22 protein-coding genes are annotated in these 19,668 nt (G+C 70.1%); 10 read left to right on the top strand and 12 right to left on the bottom strand.

Features of this window, described 5'->3' with window-relative positions; genetic code table 11:
• The first annotated feature begins 26 nt into the window (after positions 1–26).
• The 5 genes from K368_RS0117870 to K368_RS26855 all read left to right on the top strand — a co-directional run bounded on the left by K368_RS0117870 (position 27) and on the right by K368_RS26855 (position 4,656).
• Entirely contained in the window at positions 27–779 is a 753-nt protein-coding gene (locus K368_RS0117870) for a lysophospholipid acyltransferase family protein (protein WP_027173508.1), read from the top strand.
• Positions 776–1,909: a glycosyltransferase family 2 protein gene (locus K368_RS0117865; protein WP_027173507.1), complete on the top strand. Its 1,134-nt coding sequence runs from the start codon at positions 776–778 to the stop codon at positions 1,907–1,909. Before K368_RS0117870 ends, K368_RS0117865 begins: the two co-directional genes overlap by 4 nt.
• Before the next feature lie 647 nt (positions 1,910–2,556).
• The gene (oxlT, locus tag K368_RS0117860; protein ID WP_051439921.1) at positions 2,557–3,852 is read left to right on the top strand and encodes an oxalate/formate MFS antiporter; all 1,296 of its coding nucleotides are present in this window, start codon (positions 2,557–2,559) and stop codon (positions 3,850–3,852) included.
• 265 nt (positions 3,853–4,117) lie between these two features.
• Entirely contained in the window at positions 4,118–4,315 is a 198-nt protein-coding gene (locus K368_RS0117855) for a hypothetical protein (protein ID WP_027173505.1), read from the top strand.
• A gap of 173 nt (positions 4,316–4,488) precedes the next feature.
• Positions 4,489–4,656, top strand: a complete 168-nt coding sequence (locus K368_RS26855) for a hypothetical protein (RefSeq protein ID WP_155935236.1) — start codon at positions 4,489–4,491, stop codon at positions 4,654–4,656.
• 102 nt (positions 4,657–4,758) lie between these two features.
• Here the strand turns inward: K368_RS26855 and cutA are convergent, their stop codons facing one another.
• Complete coding sequence (gene cutA, locus K368_RS0117845) at positions 4,759–5,079, bottom strand: divalent-cation tolerance protein CutA (RefSeq protein WP_027173504.1); 321 nt, start codon at positions 5,077–5,079, stop codon at positions 4,759–4,761.
• Positions 5,080–5,165: 86 nt separating this feature from the next.
• Here cutA and K368_RS0117840 point away from each other — a divergent pair, with 86 nt between their 5' ends.
• Positions 5,166–5,936, top strand: a complete 771-nt coding sequence (locus tag K368_RS0117840) for an NAD kinase (protein WP_027173503.1) — start codon at positions 5,166–5,168, stop codon at positions 5,934–5,936.
• Positions 5,937–6,178: 242 nt separating this feature from the next.
• Here the strand turns inward: K368_RS0117840 and K368_RS0117835 are convergent, their stop codons facing one another.
• From K368_RS0117835 to K368_RS0117820, 4 genes are all read right to left on the bottom strand, one after another.
• Positions 6,179–7,072 (bottom strand): DMT family transporter, encoded by an 894-nt coding sequence (locus K368_RS0117835; RefSeq protein ID WP_027173502.1) that lies wholly within the window; start codon positions 7,070–7,072, stop codon positions 6,179–6,181.
• Positions 7,073–7,135: 63 nt separating this feature from the next.
• On the bottom strand, positions 7,136–8,719 hold the full coding sequence (locus K368_RS0117830) for a DUF2336 domain-containing protein (protein WP_027173501.1): 1,584 nt from the start codon (positions 8,717–8,719) through the stop codon (positions 7,136–7,138).
• A complete protein-coding gene (locus K368_RS25040; protein ID WP_036266473.1) occupies positions 8,716–9,855 on the bottom strand; it encodes a lytic transglycosylase in 1,140 nt (379 codons plus the stop codon). The genes K368_RS0117830 and K368_RS25040 overlap by 4 nt, the downstream gene beginning before the upstream one ends.
• A gap of 115 nt (positions 9,856–9,970) precedes the next feature.
• Complete coding sequence (locus K368_RS0117820) at positions 9,971–11,140, bottom strand: MFS transporter (RefSeq protein ID WP_027173500.1); 1,170 nt, start codon at positions 11,138–11,140, stop codon at positions 9,971–9,973.
• A gap of 99 nt (positions 11,141–11,239) precedes the next feature.
• On the opposite strand from K368_RS0117820, the gene K368_RS0117815 reads away from it, so the two are divergent.
• Both K368_RS0117815 and K368_RS0117810 read left to right on the top strand, forming a co-directional pair.
• Entirely contained in the window at positions 11,240–12,157 is a 918-nt protein-coding gene (locus K368_RS0117815; RefSeq protein ID WP_027173499.1) for a LysR family transcriptional regulator, read from the top strand.
• A gap of 49 nt (positions 12,158–12,206) precedes the next feature.
• Positions 12,207–12,875 (top strand): aldolase/citrate lyase family protein, encoded by a 669-nt coding sequence (locus K368_RS0117810; protein ID WP_027173498.1) that lies wholly within the window; start codon positions 12,207–12,209, stop codon positions 12,873–12,875.
• Positions 12,876–13,020: 145 nt separating this feature from the next.
• On the opposite strand, the gene K368_RS25035 is transcribed toward K368_RS0117810, so the two are convergent.
• From K368_RS25035 to K368_RS0117795, 3 genes are all read right to left on the bottom strand, one after another.
• Positions 13,021–13,488: a hypothetical protein gene (locus K368_RS25035; protein WP_036266470.1), complete on the bottom strand. Its 468-nt coding sequence runs from the start codon at positions 13,486–13,488 to the stop codon at positions 13,021–13,023.
• A 181-nt stretch (positions 13,489–13,669) separates the two neighbouring features.
• Positions 13,670–14,281 carry a flavin reductase family protein gene (locus K368_RS0117800; protein WP_027173497.1) on the bottom strand — a complete coding sequence of 204 codons (612 nt, stop codon included), beginning with the start codon at positions 14,279–14,281 and terminating at the stop codon, positions 13,670–13,672.
• Positions 14,282–14,289: 8 nt separating this feature from the next.
• Complete coding sequence (locus K368_RS0117795; RefSeq protein WP_027173496.1) at positions 14,290–14,877, bottom strand: nitroreductase; 588 nt, start codon at positions 14,875–14,877, stop codon at positions 14,290–14,292.
• A 262-nt stretch (positions 14,878–15,139) separates the two neighbouring features.
• On the opposite strand from K368_RS0117795, the gene K368_RS0117790 reads away from it, so the two are divergent.
• Positions 15,140–16,045: a hypothetical protein gene (locus tag K368_RS0117790; RefSeq protein WP_027173495.1), complete on the top strand. Its 906-nt coding sequence runs from the start codon at positions 15,140–15,142 to the stop codon at positions 16,043–16,045.
• Positions 16,045–16,425: a hypothetical protein gene (locus K368_RS0117785; protein WP_036266466.1), complete on the top strand. Its 381-nt coding sequence runs from the start codon at positions 16,045–16,047 to the stop codon at positions 16,423–16,425. Before K368_RS0117790 ends, K368_RS0117785 begins: the two co-directional genes overlap by 1 nt.
• Before the next feature lie 48 nt (positions 16,426–16,473).
• Here K368_RS0117785 and chrA read toward each other — a convergent pair whose 3' ends face one another.
• The 4 genes from chrA to K368_RS0117765 all read right to left on the bottom strand — a co-directional run bounded on the left by chrA (position 16,474) and on the right by K368_RS0117765 (position 19,653).
• Positions 16,474–17,685 carry a chromate efflux transporter gene (chrA, locus tag K368_RS0117780; protein WP_027173493.1) on the bottom strand — a complete coding sequence of 404 codons (1,212 nt, stop codon included), beginning with the start codon at positions 17,683–17,685 and terminating at the stop codon, positions 16,474–16,476.
• Between the two features lie 45 nt (positions 17,686–17,730).
• Complete coding sequence (ureG, locus tag K368_RS0117775) at positions 17,731–18,360, bottom strand: urease accessory protein UreG (protein WP_027173492.1); 630 nt, start codon at positions 18,358–18,360, stop codon at positions 17,731–17,733.
• Positions 18,361–18,371: 11 nt separating this feature from the next.
• A complete protein-coding gene (locus K368_RS0117770; RefSeq protein ID WP_051439920.1) occupies positions 18,372–19,046 on the bottom strand; it encodes an urease accessory UreF family protein in 675 nt (224 codons plus the stop codon).
• A gap of 79 nt (positions 19,047–19,125) precedes the next feature.
• Positions 19,126–19,653: an urease accessory protein UreE gene (locus tag K368_RS0117765; RefSeq protein ID WP_027173490.1), complete on the bottom strand. Its 528-nt coding sequence runs from the start codon at positions 19,651–19,653 to the stop codon at positions 19,126–19,128.
• Positions 19,654–19,668: the final 15 nt, after the last annotated feature.

Below are 19,668 nucleotides of genomic sequence, written 5' to 3'. Positions count from 1 at the left end.
ACCATTCGCCACCGATCTGGCGGTTCATGGTCTGGTACTTCGGCCGGTTCCTGCGCCGCCACATGAACGCGCTCCGGCTCGCCCGCTGGGGCGTGCCCGGAATCGCCGGCCATGCCGGTCCCATCGTCGTCTATCTGAACCACCCCGCCTGGTGGGATGCGGCCGTGGTGATCCTTCTCGCCGGCCGCCTCTTCCCGGACCGGACTAGCCATGCCCCGTTCGACGCGGCGGCGCTGGAGAAATACGCCGTCTTCTCCCGCATCGGTGCGTTTCCGGTGGATCTCGATTCGGCCCGCGGCGCGGCGCAGTTCCTGAAACAGTCCCGCGCCATCCTCGGGGCTCCGGGGCAGATGCTCTGGGTGACGGCGCAGGGACGTTTCGCCGACATCCGCACCCGGCCGCTGGGCCTGCGCGGCGGCGTGGCGCGCCTGCCCGAGCTCGCCCCCGACGCTCTGTTCGTGCCCCTGGCGCTGGAATACGCCTTCTGGGAAGAGCGCGGCGCCGAAGCATTCGCCGCCTTCGGCCCACCGGTGCGGGGCACCGACCTCCTCGCCCTGCCACGGCTGGAGCGGCTGGCGCGGATGGAAGCCGACCTGACCACCACCCTCGACCGACTCTCCGTCGACGTCGTCGCCCGCGAGCCCGACCGCTTCACGATTCTGACCTCCGGCGGCAAGGGCATCGGCGGCATCTATGACGGCTGGCGCCGGATACGCTCCGCCCTCACCGGCCGCCGCTTCGACCCGGCCCACCGCTCCGAGGGAGACAGAGCCCCATGACCTTCGTCCTGGCGCTCGTCGCCCTTGCTTTCGCTCTCCTCCCCGCCATCCTGGCCTGCATGAACCTGATCGCCCTGCGCACGCCCGAGCCAGAGGCGGCGCAGGACGGGCTGGTCTCGATCCTGATCCCCGCCCGCGACGAGGAGGGCACCATCGTCGAGACGGTCCGGGCCGCGCTGGCAAGCACCGGCACCGCCGTGGAGGTGCTGGTGGGGGACGACCATTCCACCGATGCCACGGCCGGCCTCGTCCGTGCCCTGGCGGAGACCGATCCACGGCTTCGGCTCGTCCCGGTTCCCGCCCTGCCCGAGGGCTGGACAGGGAAGAACCACGCCTGCGCCACCCTCGCCGCCAAGGCGGCGGGCGAGCACCTCCTCTTCATCGACGCGGACGTCTCACTCGCGCCGAGTGCCGCGGTCGGGCTCGCCGCCCATGCCCGCGCGTCGGGTGCCGCCCTCGTGAGCGCGGTGCCGCGTCAGATCATGCGCAGCCTCGGCGAACGGCTCACCGTGCCGATGATCAACTTCCTCCTCGTCGGCTACCTCCCCGTGCCGATGATGCGCGCCTCGCTCCGCCCGGCTCTCGGCGCCGCCTGCGGCCAACTCGTCCTCGTCGATCGCTCCGTCTACGCGCGGACTGGCGGCCACGGCGCCATCCGCGGGCGGCTGCACGACGGCGTGTTCCTGCCGCGGATCCTGCGCCATGCCGGTCATCGCACAGACCTCGTGGCCGGGCACGCGCTCGCCACCTGCCGAATGTACCGCAACCTCGCCGAATCCTGGGCTGGGTTCTCGAAGAACGCCCATGAGGGCATGGCCACGCCGCGCGCCCTCCCGGTCTGGACGCTGCTGCTGCTCGCGGGCCATGTCCTGCCGCTCGTCCTCGTCCTCGCGGCCGCCTTCGGCCTTGCGACACCCCATGCGGGGCTGGTGGCGCTGGCCGCCCTCGTCGTGTCCCTCGCCACCCGCGCGGCGATCACCCTCATCGCCCACGAGCCGGCTTCGACCATCCTCCTCCACCCGCTCGGGGTGGTGGTGGCGCTGGCGATCCAGTGGAACGTCCTGCTAGGACCCAAGCGCGCCGGAGCGGCGGTGTGGAAGGGGCGGAGCTATCCGGTGAAGAGAGCTTAAGACGCCCTCTTCCCGGCCATAGGTAAGGCTGGGCTTCCGGCAAGCACCGTCGTTTCCCGTCCGCTTTTCCGGGTGACCGCAGCACGCACGATTCTCCTCCCCGCGACGCGAGCGTCGGTCCGGTGTCAGCACGATGAAGCGTCGACCGAACCGAAGACCGCAGGAGCGTGGAACGAAGTATACCAAGTGTTTGTTTTTTTTGACGTAAATGTCAAAAACTCTTAGTTTTATAATTTATGCAGATCGAATACTCGGGTCTACGCAGCGCGACATTGTCTACCCTCTGAGGGATCCGATCATAGCCTGCCCGTGCCAGCCAAACAGCTCGGAATGCGATGGCTTCGATGGTCCGCTTTCTCGTCACCACAAGGACCGCCCCGTCCCGATTATTTTTCCCTGCTATGGCGGATGAAACATCCTGCTCATCCGTGGGGCATTATAGGGCAAGATTTCGCGAAAACCTAAGAAATCCTGGTCGATGCATGCATTATGGTGCTTGCCAGCACATCTGATATGCCAAATACTGAATACCAGCCGACGACTTCTGATCCCGACGATCACTTGCCGCGGCCGAGGGAGCCGATCCGCTGGGGTGCCTCGATCTCCAAGCCCTCAAGTATCCATGTCCATGATCAGGGAGAAAGCTCATGGCGACGTCCGTGACCGCACCCATAACGGTGCAACCTTCAAAGCGATGGCTCCAACTCATCCTCGGCGTGGCCTGTATGGTCGCGGCGGCGAACATCCAGTACGCCTGGACGCTGTTCGTCCCGGAAATTCAGAAGACCTTCGGCTGGGACCGTGCCGCGATCCAGGTGGCCTTCACGATCTTCGTCGTGGTGCAGACATGGCTGACCCCGATTGAAGGCTACTTCATCGACAAGTACGGCCCGAGCCGGGTGGTGATGTTCGGCGGTCTGATGACCGGCCTCGCCTGGGTCATCAACTCCTACGCCACCTCGCTCACGGGCTTCTATCTCGGCTCCGTGGCCGGCGGCATCGGGGTGGGTTGCGTCTATGCCACCTGCATCAACAACGCCCTGAAATGGTTCCCGGACAAGCGCGGCCTCGCGGTCGGCCTGACGGCGGGCGGCTACGGCGCGGGCTCGGCCCTCACGATCCTGCCGATCGCCAGCATGATCTCGCACGGCAGCTACGCCCAGGCCTTCTTCATCTTCGGCCTGATCCAGGGCGCGGTCATCATGCTGGCCGCCATCGGCCTGCGCTCCCCGGCCAAGGACCAGGTCATCTTCTCGACCAAGGTCCTGCAGAGCCGGCGCGACTACACCCTCGGGGAAGCCCTGCGCACGCCGGTCTTCTACGTCATGCTGCTCATGTTCACCTGCACGGTCACCGGCGGCCTGATGGCCGTGGCCCAGCTCGGCGTCATTGCGCAGGATCTCGGCGTGAAGGAGTTCCAGGTCAACCTGTACTTCTTCGCCATGGCGGCCCTGCCCTTCGCGCTGATGCTCGACCGGATCATGAACGGCATCTCGCGGCCGCTCTTCGGCTACATCTCGGACCGGATCGGGCGTGAGAAGACGATGTTCATCGCCTTCACCATGGAGGGCATCGGCATCGTCGCTCTCGGTTACTTCGGCTCGAACCCCTGGGCCTTCGTGATCCTGTCCGGCATCGTGTTCCTGGCCTGGGGCGAGGTCTACTCGCTGTTCAGCGCCACGGCCGCCGACACGTTCGGCTCCAAGCACATCGGCAAGATCTACGGCGTGCTCTACTGCGCCAAGGGTTTCGCCGCCCTGTTCGTCCCGCTCGGCAACATCCTGATGCAGGCCACGGGCACCTGGGCGACGGTGCTGTATACTGTGGCGATCATGGACCTCTTCGCCGCGTTCCTGGCCGTGGCCGTCCTCCGGCCGATGCTCAAGCGCCACCACGTCGCCAACGGCTCGGTCACTCCGGCCGGCGCCCTGGCCCACGCCTGATCAATCGCTCGCCCCGCCCGACCGGCGGGGCGAGCCCAGTTCGGCTGAAGGGCCGGCCAATCGGCCCTTCAGCGACCGACCCCGGAGCGGGCCGCCTGCCACGGACGCGGCATCCCGCCCCGCCTGCGTGCCGGCCCGCGATGACCGCCGGGCCTACGCCACTTCTTTTTATCGCGCCCCCTTCGAGGAGCGCCATCTCCGCCCGTCCCGTGTTGCCACGCGCCGTCATGTCCGACCCTGCTCGGCGACCGCCGGAGTGCCCGAGATGAACATCGCAGCCATCCTCGCCCTGCAGAGCATTCCGTTCGCGGCCCTGGTGCTCGCCACGGCCGGCGCCAACCGCGATCTCTTCGCGGTGCTGTATGTCGCGGCCCTGGGCCTGACCCTATCCATCATCATCTTCGGCGACGGTCACCATACGCTGCCGCTGATGCCCGGCATGTCCGGCGGCAACCATCGCTGAAGCGCCCTTTCACGGCGGTGGACAAGGCGGTGTGCGGCGATGCGCGCCCTGCCCGCCGGGACGACCCAGCAGCTCCGCGCCGGAAACATGGCCGTCATACGGAATGTGATATACCAAAGATCATGGTGCAGTGCGATACAGGCTTCATTGCAAGTGCAAGACAGGCTTGTTCCATGATCGCTCTGTTCATCCTTGGTCTCGCCGCCGTCGCCGTCGGCCCTGCTCTGGCCCTGCTCACGGACCGCGCAGAATCGGCCCCGCCGGTCACCGGGACCACCTCCGCCGGCATGTTCGTCGCCATCAACGACAACGCCCAGGCCTCCTACCGTCTGGCCGCCTGAGCCGAGACCGGTCGACCGGGCCCCTCCCCCACGGATTCTCCCCGCCAGGTCCCGCCGCGGCGGGGGTTTACATGGTCCGGCGGGAGGGCGATTGAACACGCTTCATCCGCCGGTCTCGGCGAGAATCCACGAGGCGGTATCGGCATCGGCCCCGGATGTGGTCAGATGCAGGATGAGCGGCGTCTCGTAGGGATGGCGCTGCTTCAGCGCGGCGGCGAGGGAATCGGCGAGCCCCTCCCGCGTTTTGAGGATGGCAACGACCTCCTCGCCCCGCTCCACCGCCCCCTTCCAGGCATAGACCGACCGCATTCCCGGCAGGACGTTGACGCAGGCGGCGAGCCGCGCGCGCACCAGTTCCTCGCCGATGGCGAGCGCCGTCTCGGCATCGGGAAAGGTGGTGTAGACGAGAAGCGGACGCTCCATGCTATGGGTCTCCGGGTCAGCGGCCTGTTCCGAGGGGAATGAGGCGCGCGGCGAAGCCCGGCGTCAACACGAGCGGACGATCATCCATGGCGCGGCGCTTCCAGAGGATCGCCTTCATCGCGAGCCCCACCGCCGATGCGCGCGGCGCGGCGGACACGCTGATGCGGCGCTACGACAGCGTCGCCCCCGAGGAGGCCGACGTGATCGTGGCGCTCGGCGGCGACGGACTGATGCTTCAGGCGCTCCACCGCTTCATGCTGGCCGGTACGCCGATCTACGGCATGAATCGCGGCACCGTCGGCTTCCTGATGAACGAATACCGCGAGGACAACCTCCTCGAACGGCTCGAGAGCACCAAGCGCAGCACCATCCACCCGCTGATGATGGAGGCGGTGGACGTGGAGGGGCGCCGGCACACGGCGCGCGCCATCAACGAAGTCTACATGCTGCGCCAGACGCACCAGACCGCCAAGCTGAAGATCTCGGTGGACGGGCATGTGCGCCTGCCCGAGCTCATCGCCGACGGCGTGCTCTGCGCGACGCCCGCCGGCTCCACCGCCTACAACCTCTCGGTGGGCGGCCCGATTCTGCCCCTGAACTCGCGGCTCCTGGCGCTGACCCCGATCTCGGCCTTCCGCCCCCGGCGCTGGCACGGCGCCCTGCTGCCGGATCACGCCCGCATCCAGGTGGAGGTGCTCGACGCGGCGCATCGCCCGGTGGCGGCGGTGGCCGACCACACCGAGTTCCGCCGGGTCTGCACCGTGGAGACCTGGCTCGACCTCAAGACCGACCTCACCCTTCTCCACGATCCCGGCCACAGCCTCGACGAGCGGATTCTGCGCGAACAGTTCGGCTGACTTGACGCTACGCGCCGTCTCGCGCTGGACCCCGGATCGGGTTCCGCCGGCGCTCCACCCGTCCGGGTAAGGGGCTTGGCTTTTCCGGACCCATCAGTGCCGACACCCTTCCCGGGCGACCGGAGCGTCAACGCAAGGCGATCCGGGAGCCAGCGCAGGACGTGCCGAGTCAGCGGCTCATCCCCTCATCGACGGCAAGAACGAACGCCTGCAACAACCTGTAAAAACTGGATTTTCCTCGTTCATCCGGATCGACCCCGGTCCTTTCGCTTCGCCCGATATGCACCGACCGTGCTGCCCACCGAGGCCGCCATGATGCAGGCGATGGCGGCGCCCTGCAGGGGGGTCAGGCGTTCCCCGAGGATCAGGAAGCCGGCGAGCGCGCCGCAGACCGGCTCGAGGCTCAGCAGGATGCCGAAGGTCTGGCGCGGCAGTCCCCGCAGGGCCACCATCTCCAGGGAATAGGGGATCGCGCTCGACAGGATCGCCACGGCGAGGCCGGCCACGATGAGGGAGGGCGAGAGCAGCGCCACGCCCGCCTGAGCGATGCCGAAGGGCAGGATCACCAGGGTCGCCACGCTCATGCCGAGGGCCACCGCCTGCCCGCCGGGCAGGTGCCCCGCCCTCTGGCCGACGAGGATGTAGAGCGCCCAGCACAGGGCCGCGCCCAGGGCGCAGGCGACGCCGACGGGATCGAGGCCGGCGCTCGCCCGATCCAGGGGCAGCAGCAGGCACAGCCCGAGCATGGCAAGCGCCACCCAGACGAGATCGACGGCGCGCCGCGACGAGGCCACCGCCACGAGGAGCGGCCCGACGAACTCGATGGCAATGGCGAGCCCCAGCGGGATCGTCCGCAGAGAGAGGTAGAACAGCAGGTTCATGCCGCCGAGCACGAGCCCGTAGAGAACCACCACACCGGCATCCCGCCGGCCGAGCGGTCGGCGCCAGGGCCGCCACACGGCGAGCAGCAGCACCGCCGCCAGGGTGACGCGGTAGGCCGAGGTGCCCTCCGCGCCGATCACCGGGAACAGCTGCTTGGCGAAGGAAGTGCCGACCACGAGGGAGAGGATCGAGCCCACCAGGGCGGCCACGGGAGCGAGGCCGGCGAGGACGGTCCTGGTGTCGTTGCCTGTCATGCCGCCCTGATAGCCGGATGAGGGCGAAGGGGCGACGATCATGGCGCCGGATGGACGCTCGGGTCAGGCGGCGAGGCGCATCCTGTCGCGGTCGGCGCGGTAGCTGGCGATGAGGGCGTCGGGAATCGCGTCCAGGACCGCATCGGCCTCGCGGGTCAGCGACGGGCCGGTGTCGATCTGCACCGGATCGGGCGCGGCGCCGAATTCCGGCTGGGATACGATGATGGGCTGCACGTCGATCGTCACGAGGTCGTGGCCGGTCAGGTCGATGGGCGCGTCGGCGAGCGGGCGGAGCTGGGCCCTGGCCTCCCGAACACTCGCCCTGAGCCCCTCGGACAGGGAATCGAGCACGGATTCCATCGATTCCCTTCCCTCCTCTCTTTCCGCGGCGGCGATGGCATCGATGCCGACGAACTCGATGGCGGGCGCCGCCGGCCGGTGGGAGACGAGCTGCTGCGCCAAACGCCATTCGGCGTCGAGAACCTGCATCCGCGTCCGGGTCTCCTGCCTCGCCTTGTCCTCCATGGCCGTGGCGGCAATTCGGGCCTCCTCACGGGCGGCCTCGGCCTCGTAGCGGGCGAGAAGCGCCATGACGCTCTGCGCCTCGGCGAGGGGCATGGTCTCGCAGGCGGTGAGCGCCCGCTCGATCATCTGCCGCGACAGGGTGGCATTGCCGGGCTCGGCCTGGAGACCGGCCTCGCGCCAGGCCGAGAGCGCGGCGACGAAGGCGGGCAGCAGGACGGGCGGCAATCCGGCGCGGCGGTGGAGGGCGGCGAAACCCGAGGCGGAAGGGTCGAGCATCAGCCCGGCCACGCGGTCGGCCTTCAAGCCGGTGAGATCGGACAAGGCCGCCTCCGCGAAGGCCATGCGGCCCGACAGGATCGCCCGCAGGATCAGGCCGGCATTGAGCTGGCCCCGGATGCGGAGATGGCTCACGAGGCGGGCGAGGTCCGCCCCGGTCGCGCTCGCGCTCACCTCCAGGGTGCTGCGCTCCAGGGCCTCGCGGCTCGCCCGTTCGCCGCGGGCAGGGGTGAGCCAGCCCGAGGCGATGGCGAAAGCCGAGAGCGATGCCGCCACGCGAGTGGTGACGGCCTGCCGCACTTCGAGGGGCAGGCCGGCCCGTGTCGTCAGCGCGTTCCTGAGGTCGGCATCGTCGCCGTGCCGCTCCACCATCCGCATTAGGCTGCCGGTGGTGATGCGGGCACCCCGGTTGCGCACCAGGGCGGTGAGAGAGGGAACGCCGCCGATCTCGGCCATGGCCCCGGATACTGCGTGGGAGAGGCCGAGCCGGCCGGCGATGGCGGTGCGGATGGACTCGCAGCCGACCGCGATGCCGTCGACGAGATCGGCATCGGTCAGGACGGACGAGCGCCGCAGGACCAGGGCGGCGATGTCGGGCTGGTCGCCGGCCAGGGCCACGACCAGCGGCCGGGGCGCGGTGGCGCAACCGGCGCAGGCCTGCGCCAGGGCCCGGCGCACGGCGGGGGCCGGGTCGTCGAGGAGCGCCAGGATTGCCGAGCGCGCCTCGCGTGCCGCGCCGGCATCGAGCCCGCCATAGAGATAGGCCCGGGTCAGCGCCGCCGCGGCCTCCGCGCGGCGGTCGATGGAGGCATCACGGGTCCAGGACAGGAATTGGCGGATGATCATTGACCGCTCCGGGTCGTGAAGAGTGAGAGATCGAGAGGTTTGGACGCGACGGTGCCGGCCTGCCGGGCAGCAGCAGCGGTGAGTTCGGCGGGCCGGCGCGGGGGCAGCGGTGCGCCGACGAGGGCGGTAGCCGTGGCGGTGGCGGGCGGCGGCGTGGCCTCGACCTTCGCCGGCTCCGCGAGGATGGCGGCGCTGACCGACGCCGCCTCGCCCGTCCCGTCCGAGCGCGGGAAATAGGTGGGCGCGCGGCGCGCCGGCTCCGGTGAGGAGGCCGGCGACGACGTGGCCCTGCCCTGCCACAGGCGGGCGACCCCCTCGGACATCGCCCCCTGGCGCTTGTCGGTCTGGAACAGGGCCCGCAATCCGCCGCCGTCGATGGCCGCATAGGCGGAGACGGGATCGGTCGTGGAGGCCGGCTCGATGGCGGCGCCCGTGAGGGCCGTGGGGGCGGGCCGCGAGGCGGATTGGCTCGCGGACAGGAGCGCGTAGAGTTCGGCGGCGCCGCGGGGTCGGCCGGTCTTGTCGTAGAACAGGCTCCGGTTGGCGGCGGCCGCCTCCGGCATGTCGAGGGCGGCGGCACGCGCCGGGCTCGCCTGCGCGGTGCCGATCAGGGTCGCCGCCCCGCGCGCACCGAGCACGTGGGCGGCGTAGAGGTCGCCGCCGGTGGGTTCGCGCCCGAGGGCGGCGGTGAGCGCTTCGCCGTTGCGCTGGGTCAGGGCGCCGGCCATGGTGGCGGCCACCGCCGGGTCCCGGCGGAGGTCGAGGATGGTCTGGCGGGCGGAGGCGTCCTCCACCGTGTAGGTGCCGTTGGGTCTGGCGGTGATGGCGTCGGCATAGGCCGAGAGGCCGAGCTTGGGCCCCGCATTCTTCATCGTCCCGAGCCAGGTCTGCTCGATGAATTGGAACAGGCCGGTGGCCGAGGACGTCGCGGCCTTGGCCGAGGGATCGAGGGAGGATTCGCGCTTGGCCGTGGCGAGGAGGTAGTCGAACTCGGTGCCGGTGCTGCGCGCGCCGCTGCGGATCGCATCGACCACGCCCGCCGGCGCGGATCCGGCGGCCGCCCCACCCCGCGTGCCCGCGTCCCGGCCGAGGCCGGTCTCACGCGTGCTGGCGGGGGGCGTGGTGAAGAGGAACATGGCCGTCCGGCTGCAGGCGGACCTGACGCTGTCGGCCTGAGCCTCAATCTGTTCCGATCATGGTAAATAAAGATTGAAGGACGTGCAGGCGACGCCGTCCCGAACCTGAATAAGTTCAGGACGATACAGGTTCCGCCACTCCGCGCCGCCCCCGGCGCAGAGCCACCAGCATGGCGAGGCCGGCAGCGGCCATGGCGGCACCGGCGAGGGGGACGGCCGGGTAGCCGAGCCCCGCATCGATCACGCCCCCGCCGACGGCGGCACCGATGGCGTTGCCGAAGTTGAACGCACCGATATTCATGGCCGAGGCGAGGTTGGGCGCCCCTTGCGCCTGCTCCATCACCCGCATCTGCAGGGGCGGTACCAGGGCGAAGCTGGCGACGCCCCAGAGGAAGATCAGGATGGCGGCCGGAACCTCCCAGCGCACGCCCCAAGCGAACAGGGCCAGCACCGCAACAAGCCCGCCGAGGGAGGCGAAGAGCGTGCCGTCCACCGAGCGGTCGGCGAAGCGCCCGCCGGCCCAGTTGCCCACGGTGAGACCGATTCCGTAGAGCACCAGCATGGCCGTCACGAACGGCGTCGCGGCCCCGGTCTCGATCCGCAGGATCGGCACGATGTAGGTGAACACCGTGAACATCGCGCTCGCCCCGAGCACGGTGAGGGCGAGGGCGGCGAGCACCGACCCGCGCATGAGGACGCGGAGTTCGGCCCGCATGTCGCCGCCGGCCTCGGCTTCGAGGGGCGGCAGGGCCAGGCGCAGCGACAGCATGGCCACGGCCCCCACCGCGGCGATGCCCCAGAAGGCCGCGCGCCAACCGAGCATCTCCCCGATCCAGGCCGCCAGCGGCACGCCGCCGATGGTGGCGATGGTGAGCCCCGAGAACATCGCGGCGACGGCCGCGGCGCGGCGCTCGGGCGGCACGATGCCCGCCGCCACCACCGCGCCGACCCCGAAGAACGCACCATGGTTCAGGGACGTGACGAGGCGGGCGACGACCAGCATCGCGTAGCTGTCGGCCATCGCCGCGAGGAGATTGCCGAGGGTGAAGATGCCCATCAGCCCCACCAGCAGGCGGCGGCGCTGCATCCGGGCGAAGGCCAGCGTCATCAGCGGTGCGCCGATGAGCACGCCCATCGCATAGGCGCTGACGACGAGGCCCGCCGCCGGGATCGAGACCTGCAGGTCGTTCGCGATCAGGGGCAGCATGCCCATCGGTGTGAACTCGGTGACGCCGATGCCGAAGGCACCGGCCGACAGCGCCAGCAGGGGAAGGTTGAGTCTCATGATGAGTGCTTTCCGTCTGTTCCAGACCAGCACATGGCGGAGGCCGGATCTCCCTGGTAGTACCGTGACGGGACCAACATCCGTGCGCCGGAGGCATCAATGCTGCGCGATAGGGTCGACCGGGCCGGTGACATGGCCCTCTTCCTCGCCGTAGCCCAGGAGGGCAGCTTGTCGGCGGCCGCGCGCCGGTTCGGCCTGACGCCCTCGGCCGTGAGCCGGGTGGTGGCGCGGATCGAAGCCCGGCTCGGGGTCCGCCTCCTCGTGCGCACCACGCGCTCCCTGCGCCTCACCGCCGAGGGCGAGACCTACGGACGGGCGGCGCGGCGCATCCTGGCCGATCTCGACGAGACCGAAGCGCAGATCGCCGATCAGGGCTGCCCGCGCGGCCGGGTCCGCGTCAGCGCCTCGATGGCCCATGGACGACAGGTGGTGGTTCCCCTCATCGGCGATTTCGTCGCCCGCCATCCGGGGATCGTGGTTGAGATCGACCTCAGCGACGAGGTCGCGGACGTGATCGGCGGGCGGACCGATCTCGCGATCCGGTTCGGCCCCCTCGCCGACAGCCCCCTCACCGCCCGGCGCCTCGGCGAGACCGGGCGGATGGTCGTGGCCTCGCCCGCCTATCTCGCCCGCGCCGGCACGCCGCGGGTCCCGGCCGACCTCGCCGAACATAACTGCCTCGACTTCAACTTCCGCCGGATCGAGCCGGGCTGGCCGTTCCGCGAGGACGGGGGCGACCACCTCCTCGCAGTGCGGGGCAACATCGCGGCCAACAACGGCGAGACCCTGGTGCAGCTCGCCCTGCAGGGCATCGGCATCACCCGCGTCGGCACATTCCACATCTCGGAGGATCTCGCGGCGGGCCGGCTCGTCCCGCTTCTGGAGGTGTACAATCCCCAGGACCGCGAGGCGATCCATGCGGTGTTCGTCGGTGGCCCTGCCATGCCCGCCCGCATCCGCGTCCTGGTGGATTTCCTCGCCGAAAGAATGGGTCGCAGCCAAGGACCGGTTCCATGACCGTGCTCGGCGATCGGGCGTCCCGCGTCGGACCATCGGGGAGGCCGTCATGCGCGCAGTCCTGATCGTCCCCGGAGAGGCGCAAGCCGTCGCAGCAGCCTCGGCGAGCGGCGCGCATGCGCTGATCGTGGATGTCACTGGCCTCGCATCGCCGGTTCTCCCCTCCGAGCGAACGGAAGGCGCCCCCCTGCTCTACCTGCGCTCGCACGATCTGGAGCGCGATCTCCCGGCGATGATGGCAGCCGCGCCGCATGGCATCGTCCTGCCCCGCTGCGAGGGCGCGCGGGATGTCATGGAGCTTGGCGCACGGCTCGCCGTCGGGGAAGCGATACAGAGTCTTCGCGATGGAGCGACACGCATTCTGGCCCTCGTCACGACGGCGCGGGGGGCACTCGTCCTGCCGACCCTCGCGGACTCGAGCGATCGCCTCGACGGCATCGCCTGGGATGCCCGCGCCTTGAGGACCGAGATCGGCGCATCCGCCTTTCGCGGCCGGGACGGCGCACTGATTCCGCCCCTCGCCGAGACGCGCGCGCTGGTTCGCCTCGCCGCCACGGCCGCCGGGGTGGACGCCATCGATTCCGCCTGCGAACCCGGCGGCGACCTTGCGGGGGAGATCGAAGAGGCAAGCCGCGATGGGTTCGCGGGAAAGCTCGTCCTCGACCCGGTTCAGGCCCGGATCGTCGCCATGACCGACTTTACTGCCCCAAGCGGCTGAGAAGGCCTGCGGGCCGCTCTGCGAAAATGGTCCAAGACGCCACGCGCCGGGGATGCCGTGTCCTCTCGCGCGGGGTCAGATCTCGGTCCGTAGTGCATAGTGGAACCGCTCGGGGGGAAAAGGTTCTCCCCCAAACGAGGCCGGCCTACTCGGCGTCTTCGCTATCCTGGTCCGTCGTCAGGGCCGGCGTCCCCGTCGAGACGGGCGACCAACGCGTCTCCCGCGCGGCGACGTCGTGACTGACCGGGACCGCCGTCGCGGCGGGGGCGGAGCCTGGTGCCGCATCCGCCAGCATCATCGAGGCGCTCACTGATATCAGGCCGGCGAGCGAGCGAAGATCGTCCGGCTGACGCGCATCCCGCGAGACCAGCGCGGCCTCGCGCTGGAGGCGCAGGTTGCAGGCCTTGGTCGGCAGGCCGCCATCCGGCGTGCAGGCATCGTGCCGGGCGCAGGCCGCGTCGAGGGCGTCGATGGGCGGAAGTGGGGAGTTGTTGCCGGGCCCGCAGTAATTTCCATGGATCAACATGGCCGGCGGGCGGCTCGTCGTCTGCGCCAGGGCGGGGGTCACGATGCTGGCGACGAGAAGGAGCGGTGCAGTCAACTTGACGATCATACGATGCAGACCTCTGCGAGCGCCCCCTCAGGCGGTTCGCGGAAAGGAGCCGCTCAACGGCGGCTCGGCCCATTAAGGTTTCGACCCTGGCCTTGGTTCCCTCTTCGGCACGAAGCGCGCCCCGGCCGCCCCCGTCCAAGGCTGAGCTTGCATCGCTTGCGGAATAGAGGCCGAGCCGAGGCTATTGACCCGCTCCGGGAGGGCGCTTCAACTCGAAACGTGCCTCGTCGGTGACACTGAAATAGTCGAAATAGCCACCGCGCAGAAGCGGGTGCATCGCGCCGGTATCGACCCGGCCATCCTTGACGAAGGCATCGTCGACATAGATCGACACGACCTGGCCGATCACCAGGAAGTGACTGGCCTCGCTGCCATCGAGAGGCGTCAGCGGCACGGTCTGGAGCCACCGGCACTCCAGGGCGGCGGGGGATTCCGCCACCCGCGGCGGACGTACCTTGCGCGACGGCACCGGCGTCAGCCCGGCCGCGACGAACTCGCTGTCGCCCCGGGCGAGGGGGGCCGAGGTGGCATTCATGGCCTCGCGCAGACCGTAGGTGGCGAAGTTGCAGACGAACTCCCCGCCCTCCTCCGCGAAGGTCATCGCGTCCTTGCGGCCGAAGGAGGAGAACATCACCATGTCGGGGCCGGTGGCGACGGCGTTGAAGTAGGAATAGGGGGAGAGGTTGACGTGGCCCTGCTTGTTCATCGCGCTGATCCAGCCGATGGGCCGGGGTGCCACCAGGGCCTTCAGCGGGTTGTGCGGCAGGGTGCGGTTCTCGGAATCGTAATGCATGGCGCCGCTCAGATTCGTGTGACGATGTCGGACAGGACGGGTCTCGGGCGGTCGCTCGGGACGTCGCGGGCACGGCCGACATGGATGAAGCCGGCCAGTTTCTCGCGCGGGTCGAGGCCCAGCGCGTCGAGGATGCGGCGGTCGTAGGCGAACCACTCGGTCAACCAAGCCGTGGCGAAGCCCGCGGCATTGGCCGCGACGACGAGGTTCATGCAGACGGCGCCCGCCGACAGCACCTGCTCCCATTCCGGGATCTTGACGTGGGGGGCGGCGCTGGAGACCACGGCGACCACCAGGGGGGCGTGCGCGAGGCGGTGGCGCTCCAGATCCAAGCGTTTGGCATCGCCCTCGGGATGATCAGCGGCATAGGCCTCCGCAATGGTGCCACCCACGCGCAGGCGGGCGTCGCCCTCGATCACCAGGAAGCGCCAGGGGCTGAGCTTGCCGTGGTCGGGTACGCGCGAGGCGATGGTGAGGATCGCATCAAGCTCGCTGGCACTCGGACCAGGGCCGTCGAGATTGACCGGCGGGACGGAGCGGCGAACGCGCAGGAGATCGATTGTGTCGTTCCGCGACATGTCAGATGTGGTGTCCATGGAACCTGTTCGGCGCGAATGAGGGACGTGGGGGGCACCGCCGGGACGGGCGGCCGGTCAGAGGCGAGCCGCATCGGCGATCGATAAGAAGCATCGGCCTTGGAGCCGCCACGGTCCGGATCCAAAGCGGGATGTCGCGTTCGGCACGGGGACGGCCGACAAGCGAAAACATGCCGTGCGGCCCGCAGCTTGGCAATCGCCGACATGCATGGCGGACCCGTGCAGGGTGGACCTGCGAAGGAGACAGCGGATGGGACCGGTGATGCGCGCGCTCGCAGTGACGGGAGCCATGGCGATGGCGGCGTTGCCGGCGCAGGCGCAGGAGCGCGACCCGTTCGGCGGCCGCAACGGCCCGGCCCTGCCCTCCCCCTCGATCACGGGGCCGCAATTGCCGAGCCCCCCCGTCGAGGGCGAGGCGCCGCTCACCCTCACCGCCCTGTTCGCGGGCAGCAACCAGCCGGTGCGCTCCGGCCTCGCCTGGCGCATCTACGAGGATCGCTCCGACGGGGTGCGGCCGAACATCGTCGCGCGCTCCGAGGCGGCGGATCCGAGCTTCACCCTGGCACCCGGCGCCTATGTCGCCACCGTCACCTACGGCTTCGCCAGCGCCTCGAAGCGCATCACCATGGCGGGCGCGGCACTCAGCGACCGCCTGACGATCACCGCGGGGGCGCTCAAGCTCTCGGGTGCCATCGGCGACATGAAGATCACCCCCGCCGACCTCGCCTTCTCGGTCTTCGTGCCCATCGGCACCAATTCGGAAGGGCGCCTCGTGCGCAGCGGCGTCAAGGCGGGCGAGCTGATCCGCCTTCCGGAGGGGACCTACCACGTGGTCTCGAATTACGGGGAATCGAACGCGATCCAGCGCGCCGACCTCAAGGTGGAGAACGGCAAGGTCACCGACGCCACCCTCAACCACCGGGCCGCCACCGTCACCCTCAAGCTCGTGGCCGCCCCCGGCGCCGAGGCATTCGCCGGCACCGCCTTCAGCGTGCTGACGCCAGGCGGCGACACGATCCGCGAGGCGATCGGCGCCTTCCCGCAGGTGACGCTGGCAGAGGGCGACTACGTCCTCATCGCCCGCCACGACGGCCAGGTCTTCACGCGGGAGTTCAAGGTGGAAAGCGGGATGGACCGGGACATCGAAGTGGTGGCGAAGGCCTCGTGATGCTCGCCGTCTCCCTCGCCCTGGCCCTTCTCGCCGTCGCGCCCGCCACGGCGCAGACCGTCATCGACGGGTCCGACGCCACGCTCGGGGCCGAGATGTCGGCGTCCGTGATGGCGCTGGTCGGCCGGGGGCTCAAGAGCCCGGCCGAGGCGCGCTACGGCCGGCTGCGCCGGGGCAAGGCGAGCGCCATCTGCGGCGACGTCGACGTGACCAACAGGATGGGCGCCCATGTCGGTCCGCGCCCCTTCGTCGCCGATCCGGAATCGGGCTTCGCCGGCATCATGCCCGACGCCGCCGAGATCCGGCACCCGTCGAGCATGGCGCAGTACCAGAGTTTCCAGCGCACGCTGACGCTGCTGTCGGCGAATTGCGACGACTGATCGTTTCCTGGTTCAATCCTGTGACGGTGAATCGATGGTGCTCGAGCATCAGCCCACCACCGCCAGGCCCGCCCCCGCGACGGCCGTGAACACGACGACGATCCAGGGCGGGGCCGCCCCGATCGTCAGGAGCAGGAACGCGCCGGCCGCCACGGCAAAGTCGCGCGGGCCGAGGACGGCGCCGGTCCAGAGGGGGTCGTAGAGCGCGGCGGCGAGAATCCCCACCACCGCCGCATTGGCGCCGCGCATGGCCGCCTGCGCCAGGGGTCTTTCGCGGACAGCCTCCCAGAAAGGCATTGCCCCGTAGACCAGGAGCAATCCCGGCAGGAACACCGCGACCAGGGCGATGGCGGCCCCGGCCAGACCGTTCGGCGGCGGTCCGAGGGCCGCGCCGAGATAGGCCGCGAAGGTGAAGAGCGGTCCCGGCACCGCCTGCGCCGCGCCGTAGCCGGCGAGGAACGCGTCCGGTCCGATCCAGCCGGTCTCGACCAGGGCCGTGCGCAGGAGCGGAAGCATCACGTGGCCGCCGCCGAAGACGAGGGCGCCGGAGCGGTAGAACGCATCGAACAGGGCGAGCCCCTGTGAGGACAGGGATTTCGCGAGGATGGGCGGGACAGCCAGGAGCAGGCCGAACAGGAGGAGGGCCACCGCGCCCGCCCGGCGCGAGACCGGGATGCCGAGATGACCGCCCGCCGCCCCGGATAACCGGCGGCAGACCACCAACCCGGCCACGGCTCCGAGACCGATGCCGGCGATCTGACCGGTCGATCCGGTCAGCACCGTGGTCAAGGCGAGGGCGGCAAAGGCGATGGCCGCGCGGGTGACATCGGGCGCGAGGGTGCGGCCCATGCCCCAGACCGCCTGCGCCACCACCGCCACGGCGACGAGCTTCAGCCCGTGGACGATGCCCGATCCGACCGGGCCGCCGAGTGCGTCCGCCCCATAGGCGAAGGCCACGAGGAGGAGCGCCGAGGGCAGGGTGAAGGCGGCCCAGGCGGCGAGCCCGCCGGCGAGGCCCCCGCCCCGCATCACCCCGAGGGAGAACCCGACCTGGCTGGAGGCCGGCCCCGGCAGGAACTGGCACAGGGCCACGAGGTCGGCATAGGCCGCCTCGTCGAGCCAGCGCCGGCGATGCACGAACTCGGCGCGAAAGTAGCCGAGATGGGCGATCGGGCCGCCGAAGGCGGTGAAGCCGAGCTTGAGGAAAGCGAGAAAGACTTCCCGCACGGAACCCTCGCGGGCGGACAGGGGTGTCGACACGTCGGGGAACCTTGAGGGGGCGGATGAGTGGGATGGCTCCCGGAACTATCCCAGCCCGCCGGCCTCGACGATGAAGCGGGCCACCGTGTCGGCGCCGTGTCCCTCGCGCAGGGACGAGAACACGTAGGGTCGCGTGCCCCGCATGCGCCGGGTATCGGCCTCCATCACCCCGAGATCGGCGCCGACCATGGGGGCGAGGTCGGTCTTGTTGACGATGAGGAGATCGGAGCGGGTAATGCCCGGGCCACCCTTGCGCGGGATCTTTTCGCCGCCGGCGACGTCGATGACGTAGAGGGTGAGGTCGGCGAGTTCCGGCGAGAAGGTCGCGGCGAGGTTGTCGCCGCCGGATTCGATCAGGATCAGGTCGAGCTTCGGAAACCGGCGGCGCATCTCGGCCACCGCCGCGAGATTGATCGAGGCATCCTCGCGGATCGCCGTATGCGGGCAGCCGCCGGTCTCGACCCCCATGATCCGCTCCTCGGGCAAGGCGCCCGCCACGGTGAGGATGCGGGCATCCTCCTTGGTGTAGATGTCGTTGGTGATGGCGCAGATCTCGAAGCGGTCGCGGAAGCGCTTGCAGAGCTGCTCCATCAGGGCGGTCTTCCCGGAGCCGACGGGGCCGCCGATGCCGACGCGCAAAGGGCCGTTCAGTGAGGGGCCGTTCAGTGAGGTCATGACGGAGTCTTTCACGAGCGGAAAATCCGAGAGTACTGGGTCTCGTGCCGGGCCGAGCCGAGATCGAGGCGCAGGGTCGCGGTGCCGATCTCCTCGAGGCTCAGGGGCGGGATGGTGGCGGCCAGCGCCGTCACCCGGGGGGTGAGGGACGCGATCACCCGGGTTCCGGCGCTCTGGCCGATGGGCGCGCAGCGCAGCGCCGCCGAGACGAGGTTCTGCAGGAAGGCCAGGCCGAACCCGGCGAGCACCGGGGCGAGCGCCATGCGGTGGGCGCCGCCCGAGAGCCCCACCGCCACCGGATAGGCCACCTCGCCGGGCAACGCCTCGCTCAACCGATCGAGGTCCGGGATGTTCCAGGCGGCGCGGGTGGCATCAACGAAGCTGCGGCCCTGCTGCGTCGTCTCGAGGTGGAGTTCGCGCGTGGGCGCCAGGGCGACGGCGAGGTCGTTGATCTCCACCAGGGCCGGGACGTCCCCCGCCTCCGCGGCGGCATGGGCATGGGCCAGAAGAATCAGGTCGGTGCGCACCGCGCCCCGTTCGAGCATGTCGCCGAGCCACGCCAGCAGCGAGGCCTCGCCGCCGACATCGCCGCATTCCACCGCCCATTCGAGCCCGTGCGAATAGGCATAGGCCCCGACGGGATAGCCCGGCGAGAGCCAGGCCATGAGCCGGACGGTGTCGACCATCGAGGGTTCGCCCCTCATCGCGCCGGGCGCCCTTCCCTGGAAGCCCGAACCGGCAGAGGATGGGGGCATAGGACGAGGCTCAACCGGACACCGCGCCGTGGCTGTGCGGATGATGGTGGTCGTGCCCATGGGCATGTTCGTGGGCATGGTCATGCCCGTGGTGGTGCCCGGCGGCCTCGCCGGCATAGGCGCCGCCCTCGGGCCGGAACGGACGCTCCACCGGCTCGGCCGTCCCCCCTAGGCCCCGCACCATCTCGGCCAGCACGTGGTCGTAGGCGATATGGACCGCGTCCGCGCCGATCTCGGCCGGGATGTGCCGGTTGCCGATGTGCCAGATCAGGCGCTTGAAGGCGAGATCGTCGTCGGCCCGGATCTCGAGGAGGCGTTCGGGCGCGGCCTCGACCCAGACGAGGCGCCCGTCCTGCAGCACCAGGGCGTCGCCGTCGTCGAGAACCGCCGGTTCGGGCAGGTCGAGCAGAAAGGACAGGCCGCCAACCCCGCGCATGGCCATGCGCCGGCGGTGGCGGTCGCCATGGTCGAGGACGATGCGGTCGACGATCTCACCGGAGAGCGAGGCGCGGCGCAGGACGCGGGTGGCGCGGATCATGGGGCTGGGGATCGC

The sequence above is a fragment of the Methylobacterium sp. 10 genome (assembly GCF_000519085.1).
Classification (GTDB): domain Bacteria; phylum Pseudomonadota; class Alphaproteobacteria; order Rhizobiales; family Beijerinckiaceae; genus Methylobacterium.
This window is presented reverse-complemented; position numbering and strand designations above follow the sequence as displayed.

Excerpts from the sequence above, each read along its gene's own strand:
- K368_RS0117830 (WP_027173501.1), bottom strand. The coding sequence starts at position 8,719 with ATGATCATCCGCCAATTCCTGTCCTGGACCCGTGATGCCTCCATCGAC.
- ureG (WP_027173492.1), bottom strand. The coding sequence starts at position 18,360 with ATGACCTCACTGAACGGCCCCTCACTGAACGGCCCTTTGCGCGTCGGC.
- oxlT (WP_051439921.1), top strand. The coding sequence starts at position 2,557 with ATGGCGACGTCCGTGACCGCACCCATAACGGTGCAACCTTCAAAGCGA.
- K368_RS0117795 (WP_027173496.1), bottom strand. The coding sequence starts at position 14,877 with ATGGACACCACATCTGACATGTCGCGGAACGACACAATCGATCTCCTG.
- K368_RS0117855 (WP_027173505.1), top strand. The coding sequence starts at position 4,118 with ATGAACATCGCAGCCATCCTCGCCCTGCAGAGCATTCCGTTCGCGGCC.
- K368_RS0117770 (WP_051439920.1), bottom strand. The coding sequence starts at position 19,046 with ATGGTCGACACCGTCCGGCTCATGGCCTGGCTCTCGCCGGGCTATCCC.
- cutA (WP_027173504.1), bottom strand. The coding sequence starts at position 5,079 with ATGGAGCGTCCGCTTCTCGTCTACACCACCTTTCCCGATGCCGAGACG.
- K368_RS25035 (WP_036266470.1), bottom strand. The coding sequence starts at position 13,488 with ATGATCGTCAAGTTGACTGCACCGCTCCTTCTCGTCGCCAGCATCGTG.
- K368_RS0117790 (WP_027173495.1), top strand. The coding sequence starts at position 15,140 with ATGCGCGCGCTCGCAGTGACGGGAGCCATGGCGATGGCGGCGTTGCCG.
- K368_RS0117810 (WP_027173498.1), top strand. The coding sequence starts at position 12,207 with ATGCGCGCAGTCCTGATCGTCCCCGGAGAGGCGCAAGCCGTCGCAGCA.
- K368_RS0117785 (WP_036266466.1), top strand. The coding sequence starts at position 16,045 with ATGCTCGCCGTCTCCCTCGCCCTGGCCCTTCTCGCCGTCGCGCCCGCC.
- K368_RS0117820 (WP_027173500.1), bottom strand. The coding sequence starts at position 11,140 with ATGAGACTCAACCTTCCCCTGCTGGCGCTGTCGGCCGGTGCCTTCGGC.
- K368_RS0117870 (WP_027173508.1), top strand. The coding sequence starts at position 27 with ATGGTCTGGTACTTCGGCCGGTTCCTGCGCCGCCACATGAACGCGCTC.
- K368_RS0117865 (WP_027173507.1), top strand. The coding sequence starts at position 776 with ATGACCTTCGTCCTGGCGCTCGTCGCCCTTGCTTTCGCTCTCCTCCCC.
- K368_RS26855 (WP_155935236.1), top strand. The coding sequence starts at position 4,489 with ATGATCGCTCTGTTCATCCTTGGTCTCGCCGCCGTCGCCGTCGGCCCT.
- K368_RS0117835 (WP_027173502.1), bottom strand. The coding sequence starts at position 7,072 with ATGACAGGCAACGACACCAGGACCGTCCTCGCCGGCCTCGCTCCCGTG.
- K368_RS0117800 (WP_027173497.1), bottom strand. The coding sequence starts at position 14,281 with ATGCATTACGATTCCGAGAACCGCACCCTGCCGCACAACCCGCTGAAG.
- K368_RS25040 (WP_036266473.1), bottom strand. The coding sequence starts at position 9,855 with ATGTTCCTCTTCACCACGCCCCCCGCCAGCACGCGTGAGACCGGCCTC.
- K368_RS0117840 (WP_027173503.1), top strand. The coding sequence starts at position 5,166 with ATGGCGCGGCGCTTCCAGAGGATCGCCTTCATCGCGAGCCCCACCGCC.
- K368_RS0117815 (WP_027173499.1), top strand. The coding sequence starts at position 11,240 with ATGCTGCGCGATAGGGTCGACCGGGCCGGTGACATGGCCCTCTTCCTC.
- K368_RS0117765 (WP_027173490.1), bottom strand. The coding sequence starts at position 19,653 with ATGATCCGCGCCACCCGCGTCCTGCGCCGCGCCTCGCTCTCCGGTGAG.